Annotated in this window: 15 protein-coding genes; 12 read left to right on the top strand and 3 right to left on the bottom strand. The window is 68.5% G+C overall.

Annotation, left to right across the window (positions count from 1 at the left end; genetic code table 11):
- A partial coding sequence (gene trkA / locus ACFR9S_RS03370) for a Trk system potassium transporter TrkA (protein ID WP_379818064.1) occupies positions 1-662 on the bottom strand: 662 nt, incomplete at its 3' end.
- 45 nt (positions 663-707) lie between these two features.
- Positions 708-1,271 (bottom strand): SRPBCC family protein, encoded by a 564-nt coding sequence (locus ACFR9S_RS03365; protein ID WP_379730651.1) that lies wholly within the window; start codon positions 1,269-1,271, stop codon positions 708-710.
- A 170-nt stretch (positions 1,272-1,441) separates the two neighbouring features.
- Here ACFR9S_RS03365 and ACFR9S_RS03360 point away from each other — a divergent pair, with 170 nt between their 5' ends.
- From ACFR9S_RS03360 to ACFR9S_RS03330, 7 genes are all read left to right on the top strand, one after another.
- Positions 1,442-3,391: an ABC transporter ATP-binding protein gene (locus ACFR9S_RS03360; protein WP_379730650.1), complete on the top strand. Its 1,950-nt coding sequence runs from the start codon at positions 1,442-1,444 to the stop codon at positions 3,389-3,391.
- Between the two features lie 193 nt (positions 3,392-3,584).
- Positions 3,585-5,276 (top strand): ABC transporter substrate-binding protein, encoded by a 1,692-nt coding sequence (locus ACFR9S_RS03355; protein ID WP_379730649.1) that lies wholly within the window; start codon positions 3,585-3,587, stop codon positions 5,274-5,276.
- A gap of 19 nt (positions 5,277-5,295) precedes the next feature.
- Positions 5,296-6,237 (top strand): ABC transporter permease, encoded by a 942-nt coding sequence (locus ACFR9S_RS03350; protein ID WP_379730648.1) that lies wholly within the window; start codon positions 5,296-5,298, stop codon positions 6,235-6,237.
- Positions 6,238-6,240: 3 nt separating this feature from the next.
- On the top strand, positions 6,241-7,197 hold the full coding sequence (locus ACFR9S_RS03345) for an ABC transporter permease (protein WP_379730647.1): 957 nt from the start codon (positions 6,241-6,243) through the stop codon (positions 7,195-7,197).
- Between the two features lie 23 nt (positions 7,198-7,220).
- Entirely contained in the window at positions 7,221-8,327 is a 1,107-nt protein-coding gene (locus ACFR9S_RS03340) for an ABC transporter ATP-binding protein (protein ID WP_379730646.1), read from the top strand.
- On the top strand, positions 8,272-9,324 hold the full coding sequence (locus ACFR9S_RS03335; RefSeq protein WP_379818063.1) for an ABC transporter ATP-binding protein: 1,053 nt from the start codon (positions 8,272-8,274) through the stop codon (positions 9,322-9,324). The genes ACFR9S_RS03340 and ACFR9S_RS03335 overlap by 56 nt, the downstream gene beginning before the upstream one ends.
- Positions 9,325-9,444: 120 nt before the next feature.
- Positions 9,445-10,656, top strand: coding sequence for a M24 family metallopeptidase (locus tag ACFR9S_RS03330; protein WP_379730644.1), 1,212 nt, complete (start codon positions 9,445-9,447; stop codon positions 10,654-10,656).
- A 6-nt stretch (positions 10,657-10,662) separates the two neighbouring features.
- Here the strand turns inward: ACFR9S_RS03330 and ACFR9S_RS03325 are convergent, their stop codons facing one another.
- Positions 10,663-11,355 carry a DUF1028 domain-containing protein gene (locus ACFR9S_RS03325; protein ID WP_379818062.1) on the bottom strand — a complete coding sequence of 231 codons (693 nt, stop codon included), beginning with the start codon at positions 11,353-11,355 and terminating at the stop codon, positions 10,663-10,665.
- 315 nt (positions 11,356-11,670) lie between these two features.
- Between ACFR9S_RS03325 and ACFR9S_RS03320 the strand changes: the two genes are divergently transcribed.
- The 5 genes from ACFR9S_RS03320 to ACFR9S_RS03300 all read left to right on the top strand — a co-directional run bounded on the left by ACFR9S_RS03320 (position 11,671) and on the right by ACFR9S_RS03300 (position 16,301).
- Entirely contained in the window at positions 11,671-11,961 is a 291-nt protein-coding gene (locus ACFR9S_RS03320) for a hypothetical protein (protein WP_379730830.1), read from the top strand.
- A gap of 25 nt (positions 11,962-11,986) precedes the next feature.
- Positions 11,987-12,778 (top strand): NAD(P)/FAD-dependent oxidoreductase, encoded by a 792-nt coding sequence (locus ACFR9S_RS03315; RefSeq protein ID WP_379818061.1) that lies wholly within the window; start codon positions 11,987-11,989, stop codon positions 12,776-12,778.
- 165 nt (positions 12,779-12,943) lie between these two features.
- On the top strand, positions 12,944-13,879 hold the full coding sequence (locus ACFR9S_RS03310; RefSeq protein ID WP_379730828.1) for a DUF4349 domain-containing protein: 936 nt from the start codon (positions 12,944-12,946) through the stop codon (positions 13,877-13,879).
- A gap of 57 nt (positions 13,880-13,936) precedes the next feature.
- A complete protein-coding gene (locus ACFR9S_RS03305; protein WP_379730827.1) occupies positions 13,937-16,075 on the top strand; it encodes an alpha/beta hydrolase family protein in 2,139 nt (712 codons plus the stop codon).
- Between the two features lie 31 nt (positions 16,076-16,106).
- Positions 16,107-16,301 (top strand): hypothetical protein, encoded by a 195-nt coding sequence (locus ACFR9S_RS03300; protein WP_379730826.1) that lies wholly within the window; start codon positions 16,107-16,109, stop codon positions 16,299-16,301.
- Positions 16,302-16,370: the final 69 nt, after the last annotated feature.

Below are 16,370 nucleotides of genomic sequence, written 5' to 3'. Positions count from 1 at the left end.
TCGGGCGCCACGTCGCCGGCGAACTGCCGGACGCTCCGGGGCGTCCCGATCACCACGAGCCGGTCGTCGGCGCGGATGGCGGTCGTCCCGGTCGGGATCAACAGCTCCTCGTCCCTGATGAGTGCCGCGAACGTCAGCGAGTCGTACGTGTCCGCCTCCGCGACCGTCTGTCCCGATATCGGCGACTCCGCGCCGACGTCGAACTCCGCCATCTCGACGCGCCCGTCGGCGAACGTGTCCGCGTCGCGCGCGGCGGGCAGGCCGACGACCCGGACGATCGACTCCGCGGCCAGCAGGTACGTACAGACCATGAAGTCGACGCCGAAGGCGGTCCGGGAGCGCTGCCACGTCCGGAGGTACTCGGTGTTCTTCACCCGGGCGATGGTGAACGCGTCCGAGAGGGCCTTCACCGTCGAGGAGACGACGATGTTGGTCTCGTCGTCGTCGGTGGAGGCGATCACCATGTCCGCGTCGGCCACGTTGGCCTCCTCGAGCGCGGTGAGGCTGGTGCCGTCGCCCTCGACCGCGAGCACGTCGAGGCTGTAGTTGATCTCCTCGACGCGGTCGGGGTCCCGTTCCACGATCACGACGTCGTGGGCGTCGCTCAGGTCGGCGGCGATGCTCTCACCGACCTGACCGGCGCCGACGATGATTACACGCACGAGTAGGTCACTTGTCGAAAGCCATTGCTCCCCACCGTATCACGTTTACTCTTCGGCCGGGAACGCCGAGCGTTCCGCGTCGGCCCCGGTCTCGACGGCGAGTTCGACCGACCGCTGCCGGCCTTCGAGGTCGGCGACCGCCCGCTCGACGACGGTTCGGGCCTCGGCCTCGATCTTCGGCGTCACCTTCTCGACGACCCAGTCCAGCGACACCAGCGTCGGGAGGTCGACGAGGCCGCTGTGGGCGCTCTCGGGGGCGTACGCCACCTCGAACCGGACCGCGGTCGCGGTCTCCGCCCAGTCGGGGGCGCCCTCGGAGAGGGGGCGCTCACCGACCAGCCAGCGCCCGCTGGCGTCGAAATCGCCCAGCAGCGTCCACTCGATACGTTCGTTCTCGACCGTCTCGGTCACCGCCGAGCGCGCGGTGTACTCCAGTTTCCACCACGAGAACCGCAGCGCGTAGCGTGCGCGCTCGCCCGGCCCGGGGTCGAGCTCGTCGACGCGGTCGAGATGCTCGGAGTAGTCCGCGTACCCCGGAAACGCCTCGAGGAAGTCGTACACCTCCCCGACTGGTCGATAGACGACCGTCTCGACGGCGAGCCGCTCCATACCCGACCACGCAGCGGGAGGAGTATAGCTCCGGTGGTCGTGGAACCGGCGCGGTCGCCGCCGCGGATCGGCGACGTTGCCCCGCCCTGCCGACCGAAACCGGCAGTCGCTGCCGGTGGCACCGGCCGGCTTCGATGGGTTCTTCCGGTGGCGCGAGGTTTCGGTTCGTAATGAGTGCGGAGGAGGGGAGCGTGTTCGACGTGTACCGGGAGCGCGTCGAACGGCCGCTCTACCGGCTTTTCACGGAGTACAGCGCGGGCCGGATACGGTGGCTGATCCTCGGGATGCTGGGCAACATCCTCGCCCGGTCGGCGAGCCTGCTGCCCCCGGTGATCCTCGGCGCCGCCCTCGACAGCGTGTTCCAGGACGCCGGGGCGTACACGATCCCGTTCTTCCCGGCGGCGTGGATCCCGGAGACGGACACCGCGCAGTTCTGGTTCTCCGCGGAGCTGATGGTCGGCTCGTTCGTCGTGACCGCGGTGTTCACCACGCTGTACGGCATCGCCGCCAACAACTACGCCCACCGCGTGATGCACGCGGTCCGGACGGACAGCTTCGAGACGATGCAGCGGCTGGACATGACGTTCTTCGACGACAAGCAGACGGGGGAGGTCATGTCCGTGCTGAACAACGACGCCAACAACCTCGAGAACTTCCTCGACAACGGGCTGCAGAACTCGGTCCGGCTGACGGTGATGATCGTCGGGATCGCGATGATCCTGTTCTCGCTGAACTGGCAGCTCGCGCTCGTGACGCTGGTGGTCGTCCCCGCCATCGTCGGGCTTACGATGTGGTTCATGCGCGCCGTCGAACCCCGGTACGTCGACCGACGGGCGAGCGTCGGGAACCTCAACACCCGGCTGGAGAACGCGCTGGCCGGCGTCGAACTGGTCAAGACCAGCGGCACCGAGTCCTACGAGAGCGACCGCGTCGAGAACGCGTCGTGGCGCTACTTCCGGGACACGATGGCGGTGCTCCGGCTGAGCTACATCTACCGCCCCGGGATGGAGCTGCTGGCGGGGCTCTCCTTCGCCGTGACGTTCATCGTCGGCGGGCTGTGGGTGTTCCAGGGGGCGCCTTGGTTCTTCACGGGCGATCTCACCGGCGGGGAGCTGGTCACGTTCGTCCTGATGACCCAGCGGATCGTCACGCCGCTGGCACAGGTGTCGAACATCATCGACCAGTACGAGAACGCCAAGGCGTCCTCCGAGCGCATCTTCGGACTGATGGACATCCCCTCCCAGATCACCGAGTCCGACGACCCGATCGAACTCGACGAGGTCGAGGGCCGCGTCGAGTACGACGACGTGAGCTTCGGCTACGCCGACGTGGAGCAGGACGCGCCCGAGGAGATGGTGCTCGAGAACGTCGACTTCGAGGCCGAGCCCGGGGAGGACGTGGCGCTGGTCGGCCCGACCGGCGCCGGGAAGTCGACGCTGCTCAAGCTGCTGTTGCGTCTGTACGACCCCGTCGAGGGCGAGGTCCGCATCGACGGCCACGACCTGCGGGAGCTCTCGCTCGAGACGCTGCGGGGCCACGTCGGCTACGTCTCCCAGTCGACGTTCCTGTTCGACGGCACCGTCGCGGAGAACATCCGCTACGGCCGGTTCGACGCCGACCGCGAGGAGATCGTCGAGGCGGCGAAGGCCGCCGAGGCCCACGCGTTCATCGAGTCGCTGCCGAAGGGGTACGACACCCGGATCGGCGAGCGCGGCGTGAAGCTCTCCGGCGGGCAGCAGCAGCGGCTCTCGATCGCCCGGACGATGCTGCAGGACCCCGACGTGCTCGTGCTCGACGAGGCCACCAGCGCGGTCGACACGGAGACGGAGATGCTGATCCAGCGCAGCCTCGACCGCCTGAGCGAGGACTGTACCACCTTCGAGATCGCCCACCGGCTCTCGACGGTGCGGGACGCCGACACGATCCTCGTGCTGGAGGACGGGGAGATCGTCGAGCGCGGCGACCACGAGGAACTGCTCGAGGCCGACGGTCTCTACGCGAAGCTCTGGGGCGTGCAGGCCGGGGAGATCGACGACCTCCCCGAGGAGTTCGTCGAGCGCGCGCGCCAGCGCGCCGCGCAGCGCACGGACATGCTGGAAGAGGAGATCGACGACGACTGACGGGCACAGACCGCGCCCGACGCCGTCGACGACCCACGACCGCCCGTTCTCGCGGCACCGCCCAGTACGACCCCGAGTAGAGTAGCCGCCGGCCAACGGCTCAAAAGCGTTCGCGGCCCCGCCGCCGCCGTATTCGCCGTCGCCGGCAACCAAAGAACTATTAGTGGCCAGTCAACCCATGTGGATGAACACCATGACAGATAAAGACATACAAAAACAGATCAGCCGCCGCCGATACCTCGAGACGATCGGCGTCACCGGGGCTGGGGCGGCCCTCGCGGGCTGTACCTCCGGCTCCGGCACCCCGACGACCGAGGGTACCGGCACCGACGGCGGGATGAGCGGGGGCGACACGCCCTCCTCTGGCGGGACGTTCGTAGTCGGCAGCTCCAGCAAGGCGTCGACGCTCGACCTCCACAAGGCCACGCGGCGCCCCGAACAGACGATCCTCTCGGCGATCCACGAGCCGATGTTCCGGATGAACCCGGATCTGGATCCGGAGGCCCACCTCGCCGCGGACTGGTCCTCGAACGAGGACGCCACGGAGTACGTGTTCACCCTCGAGGAGGGAATCACGTTCCACAACGGCGACGAACTCACCGCCGAGGAGGTAGTCTGGAGCTGGGAGCGGTTCGTCGAGAACTCCCCGCAGTCGTACCTGCTCGCCCCCGCGGACTCCTTCGAGGCGACCGGCGACTACGAGGTCACCGTCAGCTTCAGTGACCCATACCCCCTGCTCCCGCGCTACCTCACCAACCCCCTGACCGGGTTCGTCTCCCGGTCTGCGGTCGAGGAGTCCGAGAACTACGGGCAGAACATCGCGGTCGGCACCGGCCCCTACCAGTGGGAGAGCTGGGAGCGTGGGACCGCCGTCACCGTCTCCCGGTACGAGGACTACAACTGGGCGCCGGAGTTCGTCTCGAACCAGGGGCCGGGGTACCCCGAAGAGTTCCGCTTCGAACACCACCCCGAGGCGACGACGCTGCTGAACGAACTGACCGACGGCGGCGTCCACGGCTCCTCGTACATCACGCTCACGGACACCGGCGAGGTCGAGAACTCGGACGGCGCGAGCCTCGTCCGCAAGGAGTACACCCGGCCGGGATACCTCGCGATCAACACCCAGAAGGCGCCCACCGACAACGTCAACGTCCGCCGGGCGATCAACCACGCGGTCAACAAGCAGCCGGTGATCGAGGCCGCGCTGGGCGGCGAGGGGTACCCGATCTGGAGCATCGTCCCGCCCATCGCCGTCAACGGACTCTCGGAGGAGCGGGCCAAAGAGCTGGGCGAGCAGTACAACCAGAGCCGTGCCCGGGAACTGCTCGAACAGGAGGGGTGGACCAACTCCTCGCAGGGTGAGACACGGACGAAAGACGGCGAGGAGCTGACGCTGACGTTCTACGCGTTCACCATCCCGCGGTACGCACAGATGGGCGAGGTGATCGCCCCGATGCTCGGCGAAGTCGGGATCAACGCCGAGCTCGAAGTGCTGGAGGCGGGGACGCTGTACAACAACCTCGAGTCCGGGAACCACCACATCACCACGATGGCCTACGGCGGCAACTGGGCGGTGAACGCGATCGAGCCGATCCTGCTCGGCGAGAACACCGCGACCGAGGGCGGGACCAACTACTCGCTGTGGGAGAACGACGAGTTCGACGAGCTCCTGAACCAGGCCAAGACCAGCCCCGACGAGGAGGCCCGGCAGGAAGCGATCACGCAGGCCCAAGAGCTGATCATCGAGGAGGCGCCGGTGACGCCGATCTGTGCGTTCAACAAGATCTACGGCTACAAGAACGAGGTGGCCGGGATGGACGCGTGGACCGAACACCCCTGGTGGCCCGACCAGGAGTGGATGAACCGCCTCGAACTCGGCCTCTAAGCGGTCCCCCTCCACATCAATGCTCAAGTACGTCGCGAGACGGCTACTCGTAACGATCCCCGTCCTGATCGGCGTGACGATCGCCATCTCGCTGATCATCTACCTCGCCCCCGGGAACCCCGCACGGATCGCGCTGGGGATGAACGCCCAGCCCGAGGCGGTCCGGGAGCTCGAACGACAGATGGGGCTGAACCAACCGCCGTGGATCCGCTACCTCGAGTGGCTCTGGGGCGTCCTGCACCTCGAACTCGGCGAGTCGGTGCGGACCGGGCGCCCGGTGTCGGCGATGATCGCCCGGCGGCTCCCCCCGACGCTCGAACTCGCGGTCGGCTCGATGTTCCTGACGCTGATCATCGCGCTCCCGCTGGGCGTCGTCAGCGCGGTCAAACAGTACTCGTGGATCGACACCACGTCGATGCTGTTCGCCATCTTCTGGCTGTCGATGCCCTCGTTCTGGCTCGCGCTGATCCTCCTGCTGCTGTTCTCGGTCCGGTGGAACATGTTCCCGATATCGGGCAGGGGGACGCCGGTGTTGACGATGACGTGGCTCTCGTCGCTGATCCTGCCGGCGGTCGCCACCGGGACGCGGCGCGCGGGGCTACTCACGCGGATGACCCGGTCGTCGATGCTGGAGATACTCAACGAGGACTACATCCGCACCGCCCGGGGGAAAGGTATCGGCGAGCAGGCGGTGATCTACACCCACGCGATGAAGAACGCGATGATCCCGATCATCACGCTGATCGGCCTCCAGATCCCCTTCATCTTCTCGGGATCGGTCATCATCGAGACGGTGTTCTCCTGGCCCGGGATGGGGCGGCTGTTGGTGAACTCGGTGTTGCAGCGCGACTACCCGATCGTCCAGGGACTCGTGTTGGTGTACGCGGTGATCGTGATCCTCTCGAACCTGTTCGTGGACATCATGTACGGCTACTTCGACCCGCGGATCGAGTACGACTGACAGATGACGACAGACACACACGACGACACGACCGACGACGCGAGAACCGACGGCGGAACAGCGACGGCCGACGACGCGGGCTCGGAAACCCCCTCGATGTCCGGGCCGGCGACGGGTCGGGTCGCCCGCGCGAAAGTCGTCTTCTGGCGGGTGATGCAGAACCGCTTCGCGATGTTCGGCCTCGTCGTCGTCCTCCTGTTGCTGTTCACGGCGATCTTCGCCGACTTCATCGCCCCGTACGCGCCCGCCGAGCAGAACTACAGCGCGCTCAAACAGCCGCCGAGCCTCGCACACCCGTTCGGGACCGACCAGTACGGCCGTGACGTGTTCTCCCGCGTGGTGTACGGCTCCCGCTACGCCGTGTTCCTCGGCGTCGTCATCGTCGGGATCGAGATGCTGCTCGGCGTGACGCTGGGGCTGGTCGCCGGCTACTACGGCGGGCTGGTCGAGTCGACGATCATGCGGGTCGTCGACATCGCGCTGTCGATGCCCGCGCTCGTCCTCGCGCTCGCGATCGCCGGGATGCTCGGGGGTGGGCTGTTCCCCCTCATCGTCGCGGTCAGCCTCGTCGGCTGGCGCGGGTTCGCCCGGCTGGTCCGGGGGGACGTGAAGAGCGTCATGGAGGAGGAGTACATCGACTCCGCGGAGGCCGCCGGACTCAGCGACTTCCGGACCATCACGCGCTACGTCCTCCCCAACGCCGCGTCGAGCATCATCGTCTACGCCACGCTGACGATCCCGACGGTCATCCTCTGGAGCGCCGGGCTCTCCTTCCTCGGGATGGGCGTCCAGCCGCCGAAGCCGGAGTGGGGGGCGATCCTCGCGGCCGGCCGCGGGGAGATCGACTCCGCGTGGTGGATCGCGACGTTCCCCGGCCTCGCCATCATGGTGACGGTCATCGGCTTCAACGGGCTCGGCGACGGCCTCAGAGACGCCCTCGACCCACGACAGGTCCGCTAACAATGTCCGAACAACGAACCCCGATGGACCCGGCCGCCACACGTACCGACACCGAGCCGCTGCTCTCGATCGACGACCTCCAGGTCCACTTCAACACCGAAGGGGGGACCGTCGAGGCGCTCGACGGCGTCTCGCTCAGCATCGGCCACGACGAAGTGCTCGGCGTCATCGGCGAGAGCGGCTGTGGCAAGTCCGTCACCGCGCTCTCGACGATGGGGCTGTTGCAGTCGCCGCCGGCCGAGATCGTCGGCGGCTCGATCACCTACGACGGCACGGAGCTACTCGATCTCTCCGACGAGGAACTCAACGAGATCCGCGGCGACGAGATCACGATGATCTATCAGGATCCGATGTCGTCGCTGAACCCGGTGTTGACGATCGGCCGGCAGGTGAAGGAGCCGCTGCTCGCCCACCGCGACGTGAGCGAGGAGGCGGCCCACGAGCGCGCCGTCGAGATGCTCGAGTCGGTGGGGCTGGCCGACGCCGAGCGGCTGATGACCGAGTACCCCGACGCGCTCTCCGGCGGGATGCGCCAGCGCGTGGTGATCGCGATGGCGCTGATCACCGAGCCGAAACTGCTGATCGCCGACGAGCCGACGACCGCCCTCGACGTGACCATTCAGGCCCAGATCATGGACCTGCTGACCGACCTCCGCGAGGAGTTCGAGATGAGCGTGCTGTTCATCAGCCACGACCTCGCAGTGATCTCCGAGATCGCCGACCGGATCGGCGTGATGTACGCGGGCAACGTCGTCGAACAGTGCGACATGCGGACGCTGTTCGAGTCGCCGCTGCACCCATACACTCGGAAGCTGGCGGAGAGCATCCCGTCGCTGGAGGGCGAAACCGACCGTCTCCCCACCATCGAGGGGACGGTCCCCGAACTGATCGACCCGCCGTCTGGCTGTCGGTTCGCGGGGCGGTGTCCGCAGTACATCGGCGAGGTCTGTGACACGGTCGAACCGGAGCTGGAGACGCCGAGCCGGGTCGAGGGCGACCAGAAAGTCGCCTGCCACCTCTACGACGAGGAGCGCGAGGAGGACCCACCGTGGCCGGTCGGACCGACGGCCGACGGTGAGGCCGCCGGCGGCACGGACGACGCGGGCCGAACGGGGGTGGACGGCTCGTGAGCACCCACACGCCCGAACTCGCCGACGACGTGGCCCCGGACGACGGCCTGCTGGTCGCCGACGAGGTACGCAAGTACTTCCCCGTCACCGGCGGGATCCTCCGGCGCCGCGTCGGCGACGTGAAAGCCGTCGACGGCGTGAGCTTCAGCATGGAGCGCGGCGAGACGCNNAGTCCGGCTGCGGGAAGTCGACGCTGGGCAAGACGCTGGTCCAACTCCACGACGCCACCGACGGCGAGATCTACTTCGACGGCGAGGAGATCACCGACGCCTCGAAAGGCCGGCTGCGGGAACTCAGACGGAACATCCAGATCATCTTCCAGGACCCCGGCTCGTCGCTGAACCCCCGGATGACGGTCGCCGACCTCATCACCGAGCCGATGCGGGCGCTGACCGACTGGGACCGCGAGAAGCGACGGGCCCGGCTGCAGGAGCTCGTCGACGAGGTCGACTTACAGGAGAACCACCTCGAGCGCGCGCCCCACGAGTTCTCCGGCGGCCAGCAACAGCGCATCGCCATCGCGCGGGCGCTGTCGGTGAACCCGAAACTGATCGTCGCCGACGAGCCCACGAGCGCGCTCGACGTGAGCGTGCAGGCGAAGATCCTGAACCTGATGGACGACCTGCAGGACACGTACGACCTCACGTACCTGTTCATCAGCCACGACCTGAGCGTCATCCGGCACATCTGCGACCGCGTCGCGGTGATGTACCTCGGCGAACTCGCCGAAGTCGCGCCCGCCGACGAGCTGTTCGCGGATCCCAAACACCCCTACACCCGCGCGCTGCTGTCGGGGCTGCCCCGGGCGTCGCCGGAGCCGATGACCGACCGGATCATCCTCGAAGGCGACGTACCGAGCCCGGAGGACCCGCCCTCCGGCTGTCGGTTCCACACGCGCTGTCAGGAGTACATCGGCGAGGTCTGCGAGACCGACGATCCGGAGCTCCGCGAACTGGCCGAGAATCACGTCTGCGCCTGTCACCACTACACGGACTGAGTCGGCGAGCGACGACGCCGGTCGTCGCCGCCGGCGTCCCGTGACCGACTCGGAGCGGCCGACGGGCGTGGTTTTGCCCGTTACCGTAACGTTATGTGGGGAAATTCGTTACTCGCCCCCATGGTACTCACTACCGTACCGACCGAGGAGTTCGAGGCTCGGATCGAGACCGTCCGCGACGAGCTGGCCGCGGGGAGCTACGACGCGCTCTGTCTGTTCTCCGGGACGAGCATCGAGTGGCTCTCGGGGTTCCACCACCTCCAGACCGAGCGCCCGGTCTGTCTGGCCGTCACGCAGGACGCCGTCGAGGTGACGGTGCCGCGGCTCGAAGCCGACCGCGCCGAGAGCGAGGCGTTCCCGCTGATCGAGCGCGTACACACCTACTTCGACTACCCCGGCGACGACGGCGGCGAGTACTACGTCAACCCCGGCCGGACCCCGGAGGACACCATCGCGCTGATGCTCGACGATCTCGGGGTCGAGTCGGTCGCCGCCGACGCCAACGGCGCGCCGGGGTTCTGGGGCTACTCGGGACCCAGCCTCGACGAACTCGCCGACGTCGAAGTCGACACCGGCGAGTGGATCACGGAGATGCGCAAGGAGAAATCGTCGGTGGAGTTCGACCTGATGCGTCACTCCGCAGAGTGGGGGAACCTCGCCCACCGGAAGCTGGCGGAGTACGCCGAGCCGGGGAAACACGAGCTCTGGGTGGCCAAACGCGCGAGCCTCGACGCCTCGATGTCGATGCTCGACGCGCTGGGCGACCGCTACGACTCCCACCTCCGGGGCGGGTTCCCCGCGAGCTGTGGGTTCCTCTCGGGGCCGAACACGGCGCTGCCCCACGGGCTGACGGAGAACCGCCGGCTGGCGGAGGGTGACGTGCTCGTCACCGGCGCCAGCGCCAACGTCGGCGGCTACAAGAGCGAACTCGAACGGACGATGTTCGTGGGCGAACCGACCGACGAGCAGCGCAACCGCTTCGAGATCATGCTCGAAGCCCAGACGATCGGGATCGAGGAGAGCGGCCCGGGCGTCCCCTGCTCGGCGGTCGATCAGGCGGTCCACGACTACATGCGCGAGCAGGGCGTGCTGGAGTACGCCCAGCACCACACCGGCCACAACCTCGGGATGGAGGCCCACGAGCGGGAGTTCATCGACCGCGGGAGCGACGAGGTGATGCAGCCGGGACACGCCTACTCGATCGAACCCGGCATCTACTACCCGGGCGAGGCGGGCTACCGGCACTCCGACACCATCCTGATCACCGAGGACGGCGTCGAGCAGATCACCTACTACCCGCGGGATCTGGAGTCGAACATCATCCGCTGGTAGCCGGCGTCAGTACTTGATCCCGAAGTCGACGATCGCCTCGTCGAACCCCTCGCCCCACTCCGCCGCGAACTCGTCGGTGTCGGCGGTCGCGTCGGCGTGCTCCCGGGCCGCCTCGTAGGCGTCCCACAGCCCCTCGATGGGGTCGCCGGGCTGATCAACGCGCATGTTGTGAGACAGCGCCGACTCGGGCGCGTTGACCAGCACCGCCGCGCTGAGGTTGTCGCCGCGCTTGTCGCCGCCCGCGTCCTCCCCGGCGGTCAAGGCGGTCAGGAGCCGCTCGGTCAGCGGACCCTCGGCGTCGACGTACGCGTCGTGCATCTCGGTCACCACGGCCTCGCCGGCCAGCGTGTTCCCCGCCGCGGTGTGGGCATCGCCGACGACGTGGCCCGCCCAGTCGGTCGCCTTCTCGCCGGTGTAGGCGTACGTCTCCCCGTCGGCTTCCGTGCCGTGGAGCTGGGTCCCGCGGCTGCCGGGGCGGTTCTCCAGCACCGCCCTCGCGGCGCTCTCCAGTCCGATGTCCCGTGCCGCCATCTCCAACAGCGGCTCCCCGTAATCGGCGCCGGAGTCCCACGCCTGCGTCGCCAGCGCGACGTGTTCGCTCGCCCACGGGCAGACGGCGCCGACCGAGGGGAACACCGACGCGATAGCGACGCCGGTGGCACCGGTCGACGAGTCGGCGGCGATGATCGAGAACGTCACGACGCTCCCCCTCTGTAGGCGGCTGGTACCATACCCCGGAGTTCGGTCGGGCGCGTATCACTCTTTGGTCCGGCAGTATCGACCTCGACGACTGGCTGGGCCGGCGACGATCGGCCGGCCGAGGCGACCGATCTCGCCAGCCCGGCGAGCCTCCTTTTCAAGTACGATCGGGCGACCACCCGTCCCGTGGTCTGACACTGGCCCGGAGCGTTGAGCGGTCGTGGGGTGTGTCGCTCCGGGTGGAAAGCACCCCCTGTTCGCTACCGGGGAGGTGAGTAGGAACCCTTACCTCCGCGAATCCGGTACGTCGTGGCAGTGGAGACCACGACCAAGTGGCTCGTCGCGGCCGCCGCGCTCGCCATCTTCCTACCGAGCGTGGTGGTCCTCGACAAGCCGGTTCTGGGCGCCGTCGCGGCCGCAACGGTGGTCTGGGCCGCCATCACACACAGCCGCGACGGGAGTCTCTCCGCGTTCCCGGTGCTGGTGGCCGGGGCGCTAGTCTGCATGGGTCTCCTGAGCGACGGCTACCTCATCCACGCGCTGGTCGGCGCGAACGTCGTGCTCTGGCTCGGGCGGAACGGCCTCCCGGAACTCCGAAGTTCCTAACCCCGTGTGGAGGCTCTGAGCGGGCATGTCCGATTCGACCGAGACGGCGAGCGACGAGGAGACACAGCGCCGTGAAGTGCTGATCGTCGGCGGCGGGATCGCCGGCCTGACCGCCGCGCTGTTTACCGCCCGCGCGGGGCTTGACACGTTGGTGTACGACGGCGGCGAGTCGATCCTGCGCCGGAACGCCCACTTGGAGAACTTCCCGGGGTTCCCCGCGGGCGTCAACCCCCGACTGTTCGCCGACATGCTCCACGCACAGGCGACGCGAAACGGCGTCGATCTGGTCGCCGGCCGGATCACGGAGCTCAGAGAGGCCGAAGACGACGGGTTCGTCGAGGCCGCCGAGGACGACGACGAGGTTCGCGCCGACAGGGTGATCGCGGCCTCGTGGTCGAACACCGACTACCTCGACCCGGTCGACCCCGAGATCCGCTCGGCCGGCAGCAAGCAGTTCCTCGAGGACGACGAGGACGGCCGGACCAGCGTCGACGGGCTCTACGCGGCGGGCCGGCTCGCCGAGCGCTACCACCAGGCAGTCGTCGCGGCCGGCGACGGCGCCCGGACGGCGATCACGCTGATCCACGACTCCGACACGCCGTTCTACCACGACTGGGTCACGCCGGAGGGGTACTTCACCGACCGCGGCCGCGAGGTCCCGCCGGGCTGTGAGGAGATCGACGAGACCGAGCGCGCGGCTCGGCGGGCCGAGTCCCGCGCGGCGATGCGGGAGTACTTCGCCGAAGAGCACGAGGAACGCCAGCGGACCCACCCGAGCCTCGTCGACGACGAGAAGGGGCGGCTCGACGGGAAGTAATACCGATCACGGCGGGTGACCGGCGACCGACGCTATGTCGGTCGCACGGAGCCAATGCCGTGATCGTGTAGAGCCCAGTCGACGGCATACGAGCCGTCGTGGATAACTCAAACGGCTCTTTGTGGCTAGCCAACCCTTTACCGAGTTCCGCCGAGAGAGACGGGTATGCGAAGGAACCGACCGCTCGTCGCAGTCGGGATCGCGCTCCTGCTCGTGCTCGCGGGCTGTGCGGGCGGGGGGAACGCCGGCGACGGCGCCACGCAGGCGGCGCTGAGCGGCGACGAACCCGAGTACGAACAGGCCACCGGAACGCCCGCGGAGGCCGACGACGGGAGCACGACAGGCGAGCGGATGCGGATCTACACCGCCCGCCTCACCGTCCGCGTCGACGAGTTCGAGCCGAGCCGGTCGAACCTCTCGGCCGCCGTCGAGTCCCACGGCGGCTACGTGGGGAACTCGGAGATCACGGCGAACGAGTTCGACAACACGACCTACCGCAACGGGCAGTTCACCTACCGGGTGCCCGCGGAGAACTACACCGAGTTCCTCCAGACCGTTCGGAGCGAGGGCGCCGTCCTCCGCGAGGAGGAGAACGTCGACGACGTGACCGGGCAGCACGCCGACCTCGAAGCCCGGCTCTCGAACCTCCGTGCGGAGCGTGAACGCCTCCGCGAACTGTACGAGCAGGCCAACGACACCGAGGACGTGCTGGCGGTCCAGCGCGAACTCTCGGACGTGCAAGGCGAGATCGAGTCGATCGAGGCCCGGCTGGAGTCGCTGGAGAACCGCGTGGCCTACGCCACGGTGACCGTCGAACTCCGCGAGGAGCGCCCCGACGATCCGGTCGAGGAGGACCACTGGTACGACACCGGTGTCGTCGCCGCGTTCCTCGAATCGGTCGACGGCGCGGTCGTCGCGCTCCGGGCCGCGGTGGTCGGGATCGCGTACGCCCTGCCGTACCTCATCGCGTTCGGCGTGCCGCTGTTCGGCCTCGGGCTGGTGTTCAAGCGCTACGTCGTCGGTGACAGGTCGATACGTGGCGGCGGCAGGGAACCACCGGTCGAGGAAGGCGACGAATCGCCGGGCGACGCCGAAGAGTAGCCGCCCGCACTTCCGCTTGCCGAACGCTTTTCGCAGTGCCGGGAAACCTCGCGGGTGATGAGCGAGCTCCCGCTCGACGCGTACTACGACCTCACGCAGATCGGCGAGATCGCCGTCTCTCCCGACGGCGACCGCGCCGCGTTCACCACCAACGAGTCCGACCCCGACGCCGACGAGTCGGTGTCGTCGCTGTTCGTCGTCCCCACCGACGGCAGCCGCGATCCCCACCGACTGACCCGCGTCTCCGGCGCCAGTTCACCGACGTGGTCGCCCGACGGCGACCGCCTCGGCTTCCTTGCGGCCCGCGACGAGGACAGCGACCTCCGGGTCGGCCGCGACGAAGACGAGGAAGAGGAGGAAGACGACGAGGAAGCCGGACCGAACGGGGCAGGCGGCAACGGTGACGAGGAGCCGAAGTCCCAAGTATGGGTGTTCGACCTCGCGCTCGGCGGCGACGCCCGGCAAGTCACCGACTTCGCGGAGGGCGTCCGCGAGTTCGACTGGGCGCCCGACGGCGAGCGCGTCGTCGTCACCGCGCGCGACCCGACCGACGCCGAGTCGGCCTACCTCGAGGAGCGCCGCGACGGCGGTCCCGTCGAGACCGAGCGCATCCAGCACAAACTCGACGGCGCCGGCTACCTCGACACCGTCACCAGCTACCTGTTCGTGGTGGGCGAGGACGCGGTACTCGGCGACGACGCCGCGGATACCGACTCCGCACGGAAGCTCGAGGACGCCTACGGCCGCGGCGCGTTCGAGGGGCTGAGCGGGCTTCAGCCCGACTGGGGCGAAAGCGGCGAGATCGCGTTCGTCTCCTACCGCGGGGACGACCCAGACAGCACGCTCGAGACCGACGTGTTCACGGTATCGCCGGATGGAGGTGACGCGACTGCGGTCACCGAGGGCGGCCTGAACTGCAACAGTCCGACGTGGTCCCCCAGCGGGGAACGGCTCGCGTTCTCGGCGGGCGACGACGAGAACTGGTGTATCCCGACCGAAGCCCGCGTGTGGGAGGGCGAGGAGCACGTCTCGGTCACGGGCGACCTCGACCGCACGCTCGCTCGCGGCGCGTCGTTCGAGTGGGTCGACGACGAGACCTTCTACACGCTGGTCGGCGACGAAGCCCGGACGCGACTGGTTCGGTGCGACGCCGCCGACGCCGACTGGGAACGAACCTTCGAGGCACAGGGCGACGACCGCGCCGTGACGGGGCTGGCTATCGGCGGTGACACGGCGGCGATGGGGTTCGCTCACCCCAGCAAGGGGCACGATCCCTACGCGCTGCCCGTCGACGACCTCGCGGCCGACGAGGAACCCGACTCGCTCACGCGGCTGGCCGAGGTGAACGCCGAACTCACCGACGAGTACGAGATGCCCGAGGTCCGTCGCGTGACGTTCGAGAACGACGGCTGGGAGATCTCGGGCGTGCTGTACCACCCGCCGGAGTACGAGCCCGGCGAGTCAGATCCGGCGCCGACGGTGTGTGCGATCCACGGCGGGCCGGTGTCCTACGACGAGCCCACGTTCAGCTTCGCCCACGCGGCGCTCACCTCCCGCGGCTACCTGGTGTTCCGGCCGAACTACCGCGGCGGCTCCTCGTTCGGTCGGAAGTTCTGCGAGACGCTCCACGGCCAGTGGGGCACCGTCGAGGCCAGCGACATCGCGGCCGGGATCGAGTCGCTGGTCGACCGCGGCTGGACCGACCCCGATCGCGTGTTCGGCTACGGCTTCTCCTACGGCGGGATCGCACAGGGGTATCTGGTGACGCAGTACCCCGACCTGCTCACCGCCGCAGCGCCCGAGCACGGCATCTACGACCTGCGCTCGGCGTACGGCACGGACGACTCCCACATCTGGATGGAGAACGAGTACGGCTACCCGTGGGAGAACGCCGAGGCGATCGACGCCTCCTCCGCGATCACGGACATCGGGAACGTCGAGACGCCGCTGCTCGTCGCCGCAGGCGGGCAGGACTGGCGCTGCCCGCCGTCCCAGTCCGAACAGCTCTACGTCGCCGCCCAGCAGGCCGGCGCGGAGTGTCGACTGGTCGTCTACGAGGACGAACACCACAACATCGGCGACCCCGATCGTGCGATCCACCGACTGGAGGAGATCACGGCGTGGTACCGACGACACGACCCCGAGGTCACCGACCCCGACGCCGACGACCCCCACGGCCGGGAATCCGAGGAGTAGAGCGAAGTAGCCGGGGCCCCGAACAGGGGCCGTGGAGGTTCCCGACGACGCTCCCGAGAACTGTCCGGTCTGTGCCGCGGCGTACGACTCGGTCTCCCGGCACGCCGAGGGGCTGATGGTGTCGCTGCAGGAGACCGAACGCTACGGGCGGGTCTGCTTCGATCCCGTGACGGTCGACGGCGAGGCCCGGATCGACTTCTACCACCACACCCACGAACAGGCCTGACTCAGTTGTTCCGGCGGCGCCGGGCGGCCGCGAGTTCGTCCTCGCCGCGCTGGCCGTGCAGCGTCGGCG

This window comes from Halolamina salina (assembly GCF_042678005.1).
Lineage (GTDB): Archaea > Halobacteriota > Halobacteria > Halobacteriales > Haloferacaceae > Halolamina > Halolamina salina.
This window is presented reverse-complemented; position numbering and strand designations above follow the sequence as displayed.

Bases quoted from the DNA above. Each gene is read 5' to 3' on its own strand.
- ACFR9S_RS03360 (WP_379730650.1), top strand. From the start codon at position 1,442: ATGAGTGCGGAGGAGGGGAGCGTGTTCGACGTGTACCGGGAGCGCGTC.
- ACFR9S_RS03365 (WP_379730651.1), bottom strand. From the start codon at position 1,271: ATGGAGCGGCTCGCCGTCGAGACGGTCGTCTATCGACCAGTCGGGGAG.
- ACFR9S_RS03310 (WP_379730828.1), top strand. From the start codon at position 12,944: ATGCGAAGGAACCGACCGCTCGTCGCAGTCGGGATCGCGCTCCTGCTC.
- ACFR9S_RS03305 (WP_379730827.1), top strand. From the start codon at position 13,937: ATGAGCGAGCTCCCGCTCGACGCGTACTACGACCTCACGCAGATCGGC.
- ACFR9S_RS03350 (WP_379730648.1), top strand. From the start codon at position 5,296: ATGCTCAAGTACGTCGCGAGACGGCTACTCGTAACGATCCCCGTCCTG.
- ACFR9S_RS03355 (WP_379730649.1), top strand. From the start codon at position 3,585: ATGACAGATAAAGACATACAAAAACAGATCAGCCGCCGCCGATACCTC.
- ACFR9S_RS03340 (WP_379730646.1), top strand. From the start codon at position 7,221: ATGGACCCGGCCGCCACACGTACCGACACCGAGCCGCTGCTCTCGATC.
- ACFR9S_RS03345 (WP_379730647.1), top strand. From the start codon at position 6,241: ATGACGACAGACACACACGACGACACGACCGACGACGCGAGAACCGAC.
- ACFR9S_RS03330 (WP_379730644.1), top strand. From the start codon at position 9,445: ATGGTACTCACTACCGTACCGACCGAGGAGTTCGAGGCTCGGATCGAG.
- ACFR9S_RS03315 (WP_379818061.1), top strand. From the start codon at position 11,987: ATGTCCGATTCGACCGAGACGGCGAGCGACGAGGAGACACAGCGCCGT.